Source organism: Curtobacterium sp. BH-2-1-1 (genome assembly GCF_001806325.1).
Taxonomy (GTDB): domain Bacteria; phylum Actinomycetota; class Actinomycetes; order Actinomycetales; family Microbacteriaceae; genus Curtobacterium.
Window position 1 is genome coordinate 1,683,640 of record NZ_CP017580.1, and the last position, 12,586, is coordinate 1,696,225.

Sequence of the window (12,586 nt, forward strand, 5' to 3'; positions counted from 1 at the left end):
GCCAGCCCCCGCACCGAGGCTCCCGTCCGTCGATGGTCTAGACCAGCGCCGTGAACGACGCGTCGCGCACCAGCACGGTCGACGCGTCGTCGCCGACGGCCTGGTCCGGGTCGCTCGACAGCCCGAGGGACCAGTGCCCGCCACCCGGCCTCTCCGGCAGGGTGAACTCGACGGTGGTCTCCGACGCGTTGAGCAACACCGCCACGGTGTCGTCGCCTTGCTGCAGGACGAGCATGACCGCCCGGTTGCCGCCGTCCGCCCAGTCGGCGTCGTCGAACCCCTTCGCGTCGGCACGGAGCACGTCGACCGTGGACGCCGAGTCGCCCGGGGCCGTGCGGTACCACTCGGGACGCAGGGACACGTGGTCGCGGCGGAACGCGATCGCCTCGGTCGTGAAGGCGAGCAGGTCCCGGTCGGCCGCGGCCCAGTCGAACCACGAGATCTCGTCGTCCTGGCAGTAGGCGTTGTTGTTTCCGCCCTGCGACCGGGCGATCTCGTCGCCGCCGAGGATCATCGGCACGCCCGCCGACAGCAGCAGCGTGCCGAGGAAGTTCCGGCGCTGCCGGTTGCGGTAGTCGTTCACCACGCCGTCGTCGGTCGGGCCCTCGACGCCGCCGTTGAACGAGGTGTTGTCGCTCTCGCCGTCGTTGTTGTCCTCGCCGTTCGCCTCGTTGTGCTTCTCGGCGTACATCGTCAGGTCCGCCAGGGTGAAACCGTCGTGGGCGGTGACGAAGTCGACCGAGCACAGCGGGGAGCGTCGAGAGCCCTCGTAGACGTCCGGGCTGCCGAGCACCCGCTGCACGGCGTCACCGAGGGTGCCCGCATCGCCGCGCCAGAACGCGCGCAGGTCGTCGCGGTACTTGCCGTTCCACTCCGACCAGTCCGCCGGGAAACCGCCGACCTGGTAGCCGGCGGTGTCCCACGGCTCGGCGATCATCTTCACCTCGCGGAGCACCGGGTCCTGGTGGATGATGTCGAGGAACGCTGAGTGCTTCTCCGCCTCGCCGCCCTGACGGGTCAGCGTCGTCGCGAGGTCGAAGCGGAAGCCGTCCACGTGCATCTCCTCGACCCAGTACCGGAGCGAGTCCATGACGAGGCCGAGCGCCGCGGGGTGCGACACGTTGAGGCTGTTGCCCGTGCCGGTCGTGTCGAAGTAGTTCGCCTCGTCGCCCTCGACCAGGCGGTAGTACGACTCGTTGTCGATGCCCTTGAACGAGAGCGTCGGGCCCATGTGGTTGCCCTCGGCCGTGTGGTTGTAGACGACGTCCATGATGACCTCGAGGCCGGCGGCATGCAGGGCCTGCACCATCGCCTTGAACTCGGCGACCTGCTCGCCGGCGGTGCCGGACGACGAGTACTCGTCGTGCGGGGCGAAGAACCCGATGCTGTTGTAGCCCCAGTAGTTGCGGAGACCCTTGTCGGCGAGGGTCGAGTCCTGCACGAACTGGTGCGTCGGCAGCAGCTCGACGGCCGTCACGCCGAGGTCGGTGAGGTGCTTGATCGCCGCCGGGTGCGCGAGTCCGGCGTACGTGCCGCGGATCTCCTCGGGCACGTCCGGGTGCTGCTTCGTGAAGCCCTTGACGTGGACCTCGTACACGACCGTGTCGGCGAGCGCCGTGCGGGGCCGCTCGTCGTCGCCCCAGTCGAAGTCGCGGTCGGCGACGACGGACTTCGGCATCGCGGCGGCCGAGTCGGTCTCGTCGATCTGCTCGGGGTGCTGCATGTCGTGGCCGAACAGCGCCTGGCCCCACTCGTACGTGCCGTCGACGGCGGTGGCGTACGGGTCGAGCAGCAGCTTCGCCGGGTTGTGGCGGAGGCCCTTCGCCGGGTCCCATGCGCCGTGGACGCGGAAGCCGTAGCGGGTCCCCACGGTCACGTCCGGGACGACGTCGTGGAAGGTGTAGCCGGTGCGGTTCGTGAGCTCGGTGCGGTGTTCGGTGCCGTCCTCGTCGAACCGGCAGAACTCGACGCGCTCGGCGGTGCTGGAGAAGAGAGCGACGTTCGCGCCGCCGTCGACGAATGTCACGCCGAGCGGGGTGCGGGAAGAAGTGGTCATGTCGTCGTTCTACCGGTCGGCGACTGTGTCCCCGGCTCGCCGACGTACCCCGTCGCCGAGCGTGGTGCGCAGCGCAACTCCGGTCCTAGGATCACCACGTGACCACCGGTGTCCCGCGCTCCCGCCCCGTCCTCGTGACCGCTGCCGTCGGGCTGTGGCTCGTGCTGTTCGCGTGCGACCTGGTCACACGGCTCGTGGACCTGCCCGGAACGGTGTCGTCCGGTGGCCCCTGGGCCCTCGTGCCGGTCGCCATCGGCCTGGCGATCCTCGGCTGGTTCGTGTTCGGTGCACTGCGCGTCGGCCGCGGGTCCGGACGCGCGCGGTTCTGGATGGCGGTGCTCGGTGTGGTCGGAGCCATCGGCGCCCTCCTGCCGCCGTACGGACTCACCACCGCGAACGGCGTACTGGGTGCCGTCGCCGCGTTCCTGCCGTACCTGCCCGCTGCTCGCGGGTACTTCCCGCCACGCCAGCGCCCTGCTGCCCGGGTCGCGCAGCCGCGGGTGCTCGGTTGGGACCCGGACACCGGCGAGCCCATCCGCGCCGCCGACTGACGAGGGCGCAGACCAGACCGCGCTACTGCGGGTCCGCCGGCTCGCCGCCCGAGTCGTGGTCGCTGTCCTGCTCCGGGTCCTTCGTGGCGTCGCCCGAGGGCGAGCCGTCCGGCAGGTCCTCGGTGTACTGCCGCTCGGCGTCGTTGGGGTCGCTGGTTCCGCTGGTGTCGCTCATGTCCCGGACCGTACGCGCGCTGCGTCCGGCGTCCGTCCAGGACGGGCGTCGGTCAGCGGACGAGCCGCACGGTGGAGCCGATCGGGCCGAAGCTCGACGTGGCGCCGTCCGGAGCGAATCCGTTCCGTCGGTAGAAGGCGTGCGCACGCGGGTTGTCCTCGGCGACCCACAGCGACGCCGGACGGTCACCGAGGACCGCGTCGAGGAGCGCTTGACCGCTGCCGTCGCCGTGGGCGCGCCCGAGCACGTACAGCATCGTGAGTTCCTCGGGTCGGACGGCGTCGGGCTCGGGCGTCGCCTCCACCGCGGCGAAGCCGACGATCCCGTCAGCGCCGTCGGCCACCACGGCCGCGAACGTCCCCTGGGCGAGGTTCGCGCGCCACATGTCGAGTCGCCGTCCCAGGTCGAACCACGGGTCGGTCTCCGGATCGTCCACGAACCGGCCGTAGGTCTCGCGCCACGACGTGGTGTGCACGCGCGCGATCCCCTCGGCGTCGGCGGTCGTCGCCGGGCGGATCACCACGGCCTCGTCGTGCGGGTCTCCCATGGGACGACCGTACCGAGCGAACCCACACCGATGACGGACGGGAGGCGCGGTGCCAGCTCGCACCGCGCCTCCCGTCCGTCTCGGCGTAGGTCTACTGCACCGCCGGCTGCGGCAACGAGGCGAGGATCTCGGCCGCCGCTCCGCGGCCCATCCGCACCGCCCCGTCCACGTGCTGGTACCCGTGCCCGGCGAGGTCGCTCGACGCGAACCGGATCGGGCCGACGGCAGCGCGCTGGTCGGCGCCGTACCGGACGAGCCCGCCCAGGTCGAAGCTCGCCGCGTAGGCGCCACGGGTCCACTCCTCGGTACCCCAGTCGCTCTCGTAGTAGACGACCGGTCGACGTGCCTCGTCGCCGTAGTAGTGCGCGAGCGAGTCGAGCACGCGGGCCTTGCGCTCCTCGGCCGAGAGGGCGAAGACGTCATCGGCGTGCTGGTCGGACACGAACCCGACGAGCGTGCCCTGCTCCTGCCCGTACGAGGTGTTGTCGTACGCCTCGTGCACGAGCTCGTACGGGCTGAACGCGGTGCCGGACAGCCCGGCGCCGCGCCAGAACGGCCGGTCGTAGACGGCGTGCACCTTGATGACGAACCCCATCGACAGGTGCTGGTGCAGCTGGTGCTGGCGACGCGGCAGCGGCGGCTCGTACGAGATGCGGGAGTACAGGGGCGGCGGGACGGCCACGAGTGCCTGGCGGGCGCGGACCTCGATGCCGCCGTCGGCGAGCGCTGTGACGCCCTCGTCGTCCCAGCGCAGGGTGCGCACCGGGGCGTTCAGGTGGACGTCCGCACCGAGCCGGGCGGCGAGCCGCTCGGACACCTGCTGCATGCCGCCGACGACGCGCTTGTCGAGGATGAAGTCGGCGTCGACGAGGTTCGAGAAGCTCCCGGCCGAGGCGGCCATGAGCAGGGCCTGCAACGCCGAGAAGGCGTGTGCGGGTTTGGTCAGCATGGCGCCGGCGATGAAGAGCTCGACGTTGTCGGTCGCGACCCGGTCGTCGCTCAGCGTGTGCAGCCAGGCGCGGAACGAGGTCTCGTCGAGCGCGGCGGCGTGGGGCGCTTCCCAGGGGCGCGCCGGGTCGACCGTCGCCACGTACTCGTCGACGACGGCGACGAGCCGCTCGATCTCGGCGGCGGTGGCCTCCGGCAGCGGGAAGATGTCGCCGGTGTACTCGGTGCGGGTGCCGTGCTCGTCGATGTAGACGCTGGAGCCCTCGCGGTAGCGGTCGTACGTCCCGAGTCCGAGTTCGTCGAGGGTCTCGAGCAGGGCGGTCTGGTCCGGGGAGACCCACTGGCCGCCGATCTCGAGGGTGACGCCCTCGATGTCGTTCGTCCACGTGCGGCCACCGACGCGGTCGCGGGCCTCGAGCACGGCCACGCGCTTCCCCTCGGCGACGAGGCGGTTCGCGGCGACGAGGCCGGTGACCCCGGCGCCGATGACGACGACGTCCTTCTCGATGGTCATCGCTGCGCTCCCTTCGTGCGCCCGAACGGGTCGGGCGTCAGCGTGTACATGGTCTCGAGGTACTCGGCGATGCCCTCGCCGCCGCCCTCGCGTCCGAGGCCGGACTGCTTGACCCCGCCGAACGGTGCCGAGGCGTTCGAGACGACACCGGTGTTGAGCCCCAGCATGCCCGTCTCGAGCCGTTCCGTGAGGCGCTGTCCGCGCGCGGGGTCCTCGGTGAACGCGTAGCCGACGAGCCCGTACTCCGTGTCGTTCGCCGCCGCGACGGCCTCGTCCTCGGTCGAGAACGTCCGGATGGCCAGGACCGGTCCGAAGATCTCGTCGCGGAGCAGGTCGCTGCCGGGCTGCACGTCGGTGATCACGGTGGGCGCGTAGAACGTGCCGGGGCCGTCGACGGGGTGGCCGCCGGTCCGGAGGGTCGCACCGCGGTCGAGGGCGTCGGTGACGAGCCGGTGCGCCTTGTCGACGGCGCGCTGGTCGATGAGCGGGCCGATGGCGACGCCGTCCTCGGTCCCGCGGCCGACCGACATGGCCGCGACGCGGTCGGTGAGGCGGCTGGCGAACTCCTCGGCGACGTCCTCGTGCACGAGGAACCGGTTGGCCGCGGTGCACGCCTGCCCGGTGTTCCGGAACTTCGCGGCGAGCGCTCCCTCGACGGCGAGGTCGAGGTCCGCGTCGGCGAACACGAGGAACGGGGCGTTGCCGCCGAGCTCCATGCTCGTCCGCAGCACGTTCTGCGCCGCCTGGGCGAGGAGGGTCCGGCCCACCGGCGTCGATCCCGTGAACGACAGCTTCCGGAGTCGCGGGTCGGCGATGATCGGCTCGGAGAGCGCACCGGCGTGCGTGGTCGGCACGACGTTGACGACCCCGGCCGGCACGCCCGCCTCGACCAGCAGATCGGCGAACAGCAGGGTGGTGAGCGGGGTGAGCTCGGCGGGCTTCACGACGACCGTGCACCCGGCGGCGAGCGCGGGGGCGATCTTGCGGGTGGCCATCGCGAGGGGGAAGTTCCACGGGGTGATGAGGAACGCCGGGCCGACGGGCTTGTGGCTGACGATCGCACGGCCGGTGCCCTCGGGGTTGGTGCCGTAGGAGCCGCCGATGCGGACGGCCTCCTCGGAGAACCAGCGGAGGAACTCACCGCCGTAGGTGACCTCGCCGTTCGCCTCGGCGAGCGGCTTCCCCATCTCCAGCGTCATGAGGAGGGCGAAGTCGGCGCGGTGCTCCTGGAGCAGGTCGAAGGCGCGGCGCAGGACCTCGGCTCGCTCGCGCGGCGGGGTCGTCGCCCAGCCGTGCTTCGCCGCTTCGGCGGCGTCGAGGGCCGCGATACCGTCTTGGGGGGTTGCGTCGGCGATCTCGAGGAGCGTCTCACCGGTGGCGGGGTCGACGACGCCGAACGTGCCGCCGTCGGCCGCCGGTCGCCAGGTGCCGTCGACCAGGAGGCCCGTGGGGACCTTCGCGAGCAGCCCACGTTCGGCGTCGGTGCGCTGGGTGGCCTGCTGGCTGGTCTGCTGGGTGTCGGTCATGCTGCTGCGAGTCCTTCCAGGACGATGTCGAGCCCCTCGTGGAGCAGGTCGTCGTCGATCGCGAGCGGGGGGAGGAAGCGGAGGACGTTGCCGTACGTCCCCGCGGTGAGGGCGATCACGCCGTGCTCGTACGCGTACCGTACGACCCGTCCGGTGAGCGCGGCGTCGGGTTCCCCGGTCGCCGGGTCGACGAGTTCGATCGCGATCATGGCGCCGCGGCCGCGGACGTCGCCGATGCGGGGGTCGGTCGCCTGTGCGGCGCGGAGTCGTCCGAGCAGCACGTCGCCGATCTCGGCAGCGCGCTCGACCAGGCCGTCGTGCTCGAAGGCGTGGATCGCGGCGAGTGCTGCGGCGCACGCGACGGGGTTGCCGCCGTACGTGCCGCCGAGTCCGCCGACGTGGGCGGAGTCCATGATCTCGGCGCGCCCGGTGACGGCGGAGAGCGGCATCCCGCCGGCCATGCCCTTGGCGGTGGTGACGATGTCGGGGACGATGCCCTCGTGCTCGCTCGCGAACATGGCGCCGGTGCGGGCGAACCCGGTCTGCACCTCGTCGGCGATGAACACGACGTCGTTCGCGGTGGTCCACTCCGACAGCGCGGCGAGGAACCCGGGTGCCGGGACGACGAAGCCGCCCTCGCCCTGGATCGGCTCGACGAGCACCGCGGCAGTGTTCTCCGCGCCGACCTGCTTCTCGATCTGGCTGATCGCGCGCTTCGCCGCCTCGGCACCGGACAGTCCGCCGTCGCGGAACGGGTACGACATCGGGACGCGGTAGACCTCGGGCGCGAAGGGACCGAAGCCGTTCTTGTACGGCTGGTTCTTCGCGGTGAGCGCCATCGTGAGGTTCGTCCGCCCGTGGTAGGCGTGGTCGAACACCACGATCGCCTGCCGACCGGTGTGCTTGCGGGCGATCTTCACCGCGTTCTCGACCGCCTCGGCGCCGGAGTTGAAGAGCGCGCTCCGCTTCTCGTGGTCGCCGGGGGTGAGCCGGTTGAGCGCCTCGGCGACCTCGACGTACCCGTCGTAGGCGGCGATGGTGAAGCAGGTGTGCGTGAACGCCTGGACCTGCTGCTGCACGGCGTCGACCACGCCCGGGTGCGCGTTGCCGACGCTCGTCACGGCGATCCCGGAGCCGAGGTCGACGAACGAGTTGCCGTCCGCGTCGACGACCACGCCGCCACCGGCCGCGACGACGGCGATCGGTACCGCGACCCCGACGCCGGACGCCACGGCGGCGGCCTTGCGTTCGAAGAGCGCTCGGGAGCGGGGGCCCGGCACCTCCGTGACGAGCCGCCGTTCCTGGGGCAGCGAGGGGCCGCCCGCGGCGGCGCTGGTCGAGGGTGCGACGGTGGAGGACATGCCGCGATCGTAGGAGCCACTCCCCTGCGGCGCCGCTGTCCACCGTGTACACCCGCGGCCACCTCGATCGACGCAGCGGATAGGGTGCACCCATGCCCGCGACCCTGCGCTCCCTGCTCCACCGCGCCGACCTGCGGCTCCGGCTCCTGACGGCCACCGACGCAGCCCTCGATGCGCCGCTGTCCTGGTTGCACAGCTCCGACCTCGAGGACCCGACGCCGTTCCTCGCCGACGGGCAGGGGCTGCTCACCACCGGCACGCAGTTCGGCGACGACACCGAGGTCACGGCGGCGGTCGCGGACGCCTACGTCGCCCGACTGCTGCGCCGGGGCGTCTTCGCGCTCGGCTTCGGGGACGAGGTCGTGCGCACCGGCACCCCGCCGCAGCTCGTCGACGCCTGCACGGAGCAGGGACTCGCGCTCTTCGAGGTCCCGTACGAGACCTCCTTCATCGCCGTCGCGCAGGCGAACGCGGACGCCGTCGCCCGTGACGCCAACGCCCGCAACGCCTGGGCCCTCGCCGCGCAGCGGGCCATCTCGCTCGCGGCCATGCGCCCCGACGGCCTGGGGGCGACCATCGCCGAGCTGTCCCGGCAGCTCGACGGGTGGGTCGGCCTCTTCGACGTCTCCGGACGGCTCGACCGCGGTCACCCGGCCGACGGTGTCCCCGTCGAGGACCTCGAGGTGCTCCGGACCGAGGCGCTCCGGCTCCTCCGAGCCGGCCAGCGGGCGAGCCTGCCGGTGACGACCGAGCACCGCACCGGGTTCTCGTTGCAGACCCTCGGCAGCGGCGGCCACCTCAGCGGCGTGCTCGCCATCGCGAACGGCGGCGCGCTCGACCGGGCCGGCCGCGAGGTCGTCACCGCCGTGATCGCCCTGGCCGGACTCGCACTGCAGCAGAACCGCGAACTCGCCCGTGCGCGCGGGCTCCTCCGCACCGGGCTCCTCACGATGCTGTCGGTGGGCGACCCCGCCGTCGTGGACACGACCTCGCGCGAGGTGTGGGGACCGCTGCCGGCCGAGCCCGTCCGGATCGCCGCCGTCGACGTCCCCGACCAGGACCTCGACACCGTGGTCGACTGGCTCGAGCTGTGGGTGCAGGACCGCCCCGGCCGGCTCTTCTTCGCGGCGGACGACGAGCTGTTCCTCTGCGTCGGCGCGGAGGACACCGCGATCGTCGAGGAACTCGTGGACCGCTTCGACCTGCACGCCGGGCTCTCCGACGGTGCCTCGTACCGGTACTTCGGCCGTGCGCGGACCGAGGCGGTGCAGGCTCTCGACCGCCGGCGCGAGGGGCGACCCGGCACCACCGAGTTCGGCGAGCTCGCCCGCGAGGGGGTGCTCGCCCACCTGGCCCACGTGGACGTCGACGCCGGTGCCGTCGCCCGCGCGTTCCTCGCTCCCCTGCTCGACCACGACCGGACGGCCGGCACCGAGCTGACCCGCACCGTGCGGACCTGGCTCGAGCAGAACTGCGAGTACGACCGCACCGCCCAGGCACTCGGCATCCACCGGCACACCGCCCGCGCGCGGGTCGAGCACGCGGGACGGCTGCTCGAACGGGACCTGTCGGCGTTCCCCACCCGCGCCGACCTCTGGGCGGCGTTCGTCGTCGAGGGCGCGTGAGGCGCGCCTAGGCTGGCGTCGTGCCGACCACTCCGACCCGCCGGCGCCTGAGCCCGGCCGAGCGGGAGGCCCAGATCGCCGACGCGGCCGTCGCCGTCGCCCGCGCCGAGGGCCTCGCCGCCGTGACCCTGCGCGGTGTGGCGGCTGCCATCGGCGTGGCGCCCTCGCTCGTGGCGCACTACCGCCCGGTGATGGAGGACCTCGTCGGCGACACGTTCCGCACCGTCGCGAGCGCCGAGGTGGCCGAGGTCCGCCGGATCGTGCACGAACGGTCCGACCCGACCGCACGCCTGGGGACCCTGCTGGCCTGCATCGCCGACCCCACCCGGGACGACGTCGCCGCGCTCTGGGCCGACGCGTGGAGCCTCGGCCGGACCAACGGTGCGCTCGCCACCGCCGCGCGCGACGTCATGGACGACTGGCAGGCGCTCGCGACCGGGGTGGTCCGCGACGGCGTCCGCGACGGGGTCATGCACACGGACGACCCGGACGCGGTCGGCCGACTGCTGTTCGCGCTCGTGGACGCCACGAACGGGTACGCCCTCGTGGACTACCTCGACCGGCCGACGCGCGAGGGTCTCGTCCGCACGACGATCGCGCACGCCGTCGGGCTGGACGCCGCTGCCCTCAGCGCTGCAGGGCCACCCACTGCAGGAGCATGATCGTCTTGCCGTCGGCGACGCGCCCGTCCGCGACCATCGCCAGGGCCTCGTCCAACGGGAGCTCGAGCACCTCGATGTCCTCGCCCTCGTCCTCCAGCCCGCCGCCGGCCTCCACGAGGTCGGCGGGCGTGTAGGCACCGACGTACCCGTGCACGCGCTCGGTCACGGACCCGGGGCTCATGAACGCGTCGAACACCTTCGTGACGGTGCCGAGCCGGATGCCGAGCTCCTCCGCCGCCTCGCGCCGCACGGCCGTCTCCGGGTCGTCCTCGTCGAGGAGCCCCGCCGCCGCCTCGACGAGCATCCCGTCCGGGTGGCCGTTGACGTAGGCGGGCCAGCGGAACTGCCGGGTGAGCAGCACGGTGTCGCGCTCGGGGTCGTGGGGCAGCACGGCAGCACCGTTGCCGCGGTCGTAGGTCTCGCGATGCTGCCGGTCCCAACGACCGTCACGGCGCCGCACGTCGAGCGTCGTCCGGCGGAGCACGTGCCAGCCGTCCGAGACGACCTCGACGTCACGGACGACCACGTCCGGGTTGCGGTCGAGGTCGCGGCCGACGGCGTCGAGCCCGGTGCGACCACGGGCGTCCGGGACGGTGGTACCGGGTCGGGGGTCGGTCGTGCGCGCGTCGTCCACGTCGTCACGCTAGCGTCCCGCCGGCGCGGGCAGGCCGCCGGTACGATCGTCACGCCGCACCAGGGAGCGGCGGGGACGGGGAGCACATGACGACGACGGACGACCTGCGACGTTCCCGACCGACCCCGCCTCCGGTCGTCCGGACGGCGGTCGTCCTCTGGGCCGTCTGGCTGGTCGTCGGCGTCGTCTCCACCGTCGTCGTCTCGGCGTCCGGGTCGGGACTGACCGGGGTCGGCGGCGTCCTCGCACTCGCGCTGTCGTTCGTCGTCTGGGCCGCCGTCGCCGCTGCGACGATCCTGGTGCTCCGTGGCTCCGCGGTGGCCCGGATCGTGCTCGTGGCGATCGCCGCGCTCCGTGCCGTCCTGAGCATCACCGACGGGGGCCTGTCCACCGCGCTGATCCTGGTCTCGGTCGTCGCCGCGGTGCTGCTCTTCCTGCCCAGCGCACGCCCGTTCTTCCGCCGCGCCGACGTGACGGAGCCGAGCCGCGCCTCCAGGGCGACGGATCCCGACCACCCGCGGAACTGACGCCGCTGCGGAACGCAAAGAGGCCCCCGGATCTCTCCGGGGGCCTCTTGCGTTGTCTGGTGCGCGAGGGGGGACTTGAACCCCCACGCCGTTTCCAGCACACGGACCTGAACCGTGCGCGTCTACCAATTCCGCCACTCGCGCCAGCCCGAGAACACTACCACGCACAGACGCTGCCAGACGCCAACCACTACCATGCAGAGGTCGACGACCGAGAACACTGGAGACCCATGGGCCTGTTGGACAGCTTCGAGCGAGGGCTGGAGCGCGCTGTGAACGGCGCGTTCGCGAAGACCTTCCGCTCCGGCGTGCAGCCCGTCGAGATCTCGAGCGCCCTCCGCCGCGAGCTCGACACCAAGGCAGCCGTCGTCTCCCGCGAACGCATCCTCGTGCCGAACGAGTTCACGGTGCGACTCGCGCCGCCGGACTACACGCGCATGAACGACATCGGTCGGCCGCTCGTCGACGAGCTCTCGCAGATGGTGCAGCAGCACGCGGTCGCGCAGAACTACTCCTTCTCCGGACCGGTCACGATCCGGCTGCAGCAGGACGGCACCCTCTCCACCGGGATCCTGCAGATCGACTCGACGACGGTGCAGCGCGACGTCGCCTGGGTCGCGGTGCTCGACATCGGTTCGCAGCGGCACAAGCTGCAGCGTGGTCGCACCGTGATCGGTCGCGGGACGGACGCCGACATCACCGTCGCCGACACCGGCACGAGCCGCAAGCACGTCGAGGTCATCTGGGACGGCAAGCACGCCCAGGCCAACGACCTCGGGTCGACGAACGGCTCGAAACTGAACGGTGAGCGCTTCCAGCAGGCCATCGTGGAGCCGGATTCCACGATCGAGATCGGTCGTACCCGTATGGTGTTCCGGGTGATACCCGAGAACGACGGAGGTACCAGGTGACCACAGGGCTGACCCTGCTCGTCCTGCGCTTCGCGTTCCTCGCGGTGCTCTGGCTGTTCGTGTTCGTGATCGTCTTCGCCCTGCGGAGCGATCTGTTCGGCCAGCGCGTGCGCACGATCCCCACCGATCCGAAGGCCGGTGCGTCGGGTCCGACGACCCCCGCGGTGCCGGCAGCAGCGGCCCCCGCCGCAGCGTCGGCCGGTGCCTTCACGGACCTCATCGGTCAAGCGACGGGGGCGCAGCAGTCCGCCACGCCGGCTGCGACCCGCCTCGTGATCACCGAGGGCTCGCGCGAGGGCATGGAGATGCCGCTCGGTGGCGGCCCGATCACGATCGGCCGGTCGAGCGAGTCCAACGTCGTCATCCGCGACGACTACACGTCCACCAACCACGCCCGCCTCGACCTCCGGGCCGACGGCTGGCTCCTCACCGACCTCGAGTCCACGAACGGCACGTTCGTCAACGGTCAGAAGGTGACCGTTCCCGTGATCATCGCGGAGCGGACGCCGATCACGATCGGGACGACGACGTTCGAGCTGCGGCGGTAAC

Annotated in this window: 13 protein-coding genes and 1 tRNA gene; 6 read left to right on the forward strand and 8 right to left on the reverse strand. The window is 72.2% G+C overall.

The features are described 5' to 3' along the window. Nucleotides 1-37 precede the first annotated feature (37 nt). Complete coding sequence (gene glgX, locus BJK06_RS07940) at nucleotides 38-2,056, reverse strand: glycogen debranching protein GlgX (RefSeq protein WP_070417441.1); 2,019 nt, start codon at nucleotides 2,054-2,056, stop codon at nucleotides 38-40. Nucleotides 2,057-2,154: 98 nt separating this feature from the next. Here glgX and BJK06_RS07945 point away from each other — a divergent pair, with 98 nt between their 5' ends. Then, on the forward strand, nucleotides 2,155-2,607 hold the full coding sequence (locus BJK06_RS07945) for a hypothetical protein (RefSeq protein WP_070417442.1): 453 nt from the start codon (nucleotides 2,155-2,157) through the stop codon (nucleotides 2,605-2,607). 22 nt (nucleotides 2,608-2,629) lie between these two features. Here BJK06_RS07945 and BJK06_RS18540 read toward each other — a convergent pair whose 3' ends face one another. The 5 genes from BJK06_RS18540 to gabT all read right to left on the reverse strand — a co-directional run bounded on the left by BJK06_RS18540 (nucleotide 2,630) and on the right by gabT (nucleotide 7,678). Then, complete coding sequence (locus BJK06_RS18540; RefSeq protein ID WP_156794803.1) at nucleotides 2,630-2,782, reverse strand: hypothetical protein; 153 nt, start codon at nucleotides 2,780-2,782, stop codon at nucleotides 2,630-2,632. 52 nt (nucleotides 2,783-2,834) lie between these two features. Further along, nucleotides 2,835-3,329, reverse strand: coding sequence for a GNAT family N-acetyltransferase (locus BJK06_RS07950; RefSeq protein WP_070417443.1), 495 nt, complete (start codon nucleotides 3,327-3,329; stop codon nucleotides 2,835-2,837). A 91-nt stretch (nucleotides 3,330-3,420) separates the two neighbouring features. Then, nucleotides 3,421-4,791 carry an NAD(P)/FAD-dependent oxidoreductase gene (locus BJK06_RS07955; RefSeq protein ID WP_070417444.1) on the reverse strand — a complete coding sequence of 457 codons (1,371 nt, stop codon included), beginning with the start codon at nucleotides 4,789-4,791 and terminating at the stop codon, nucleotides 3,421-3,423. Then, on the reverse strand, nucleotides 4,788-6,317 hold the full coding sequence (locus BJK06_RS07960) for an NAD-dependent succinate-semialdehyde dehydrogenase (RefSeq protein WP_070417445.1): 1,530 nt from the start codon (nucleotides 6,315-6,317) through the stop codon (nucleotides 4,788-4,790). Before BJK06_RS07960 ends, BJK06_RS07955 begins: the two co-directional genes overlap by 4 nt. Then, nucleotides 6,314-7,678 (reverse strand): 4-aminobutyrate--2-oxoglutarate transaminase, encoded by a 1,365-nt coding sequence (gene gabT, locus BJK06_RS07965; RefSeq protein WP_070417446.1) that lies wholly within the window; start codon nucleotides 7,676-7,678, stop codon nucleotides 6,314-6,316. Before gabT ends, BJK06_RS07960 begins: the two co-directional genes overlap by 4 nt. A gap of 92 nt (nucleotides 7,679-7,770) precedes the next feature. Here gabT and BJK06_RS07970 point away from each other — a divergent pair, with 92 nt between their 5' ends. Beyond that, on the forward strand, nucleotides 7,771-9,303 hold the full coding sequence (locus BJK06_RS07970) for a PucR family transcriptional regulator (RefSeq protein WP_070417447.1): 1,533 nt from the start codon (nucleotides 7,771-7,773) through the stop codon (nucleotides 9,301-9,303). Nucleotides 9,304-9,323: 20 nt separating this feature from the next. Then, nucleotides 9,324-9,965, forward strand: a complete 642-nt coding sequence (locus tag BJK06_RS07975; RefSeq protein WP_070417448.1) for a TetR family transcriptional regulator — start codon at nucleotides 9,324-9,326, stop codon at nucleotides 9,963-9,965. Here BJK06_RS07975 and BJK06_RS07980 read toward each other — a convergent pair. After that, nucleotides 9,931-10,599, reverse strand: coding sequence for an NUDIX domain-containing protein (locus tag BJK06_RS07980; protein ID WP_070417449.1), 669 nt, complete (start codon nucleotides 10,597-10,599; stop codon nucleotides 9,931-9,933). The two genes, BJK06_RS07975 and BJK06_RS07980, sit on opposite strands and share 35 nt — an antisense overlap. Nucleotides 10,600-10,685: 86 nt before the next feature. On the opposite strand from BJK06_RS07980, the gene BJK06_RS07985 reads away from it, so the two are divergent. Then, nucleotides 10,686-11,126: a hypothetical protein gene (locus BJK06_RS07985; protein ID WP_070417450.1), complete on the forward strand. Its 441-nt coding sequence runs from the start codon at nucleotides 10,686-10,688 to the stop codon at nucleotides 11,124-11,126. 57 nt (nucleotides 11,127-11,183) lie between these two features. Here BJK06_RS07985 and BJK06_RS07990 read toward each other — a convergent pair. After that, a tRNA-Leu gene (locus tag BJK06_RS07990) sits at nucleotides 11,184-11,270 on the reverse strand. A gap of 86 nt (nucleotides 11,271-11,356) precedes the next feature. Between BJK06_RS07990 and BJK06_RS07995 the strand changes: the two genes are divergently transcribed. Continuing rightward, a complete protein-coding gene (locus BJK06_RS07995; RefSeq protein WP_070417451.1) occupies nucleotides 11,357-12,037 on the forward strand; it encodes a DUF3662 and FHA domain-containing protein in 681 nt (226 codons plus the stop codon). Beyond that, nucleotides 12,034-12,585: an FHA domain-containing protein gene (locus tag BJK06_RS08000; protein ID WP_070417452.1), complete on the forward strand. Its 552-nt coding sequence runs from the start codon at nucleotides 12,034-12,036 to the stop codon at nucleotides 12,583-12,585. The genes BJK06_RS07995 and BJK06_RS08000 overlap by 4 nt, the downstream gene beginning before the upstream one ends. Nucleotide 12,586: the final 1 nt, after the last annotated feature.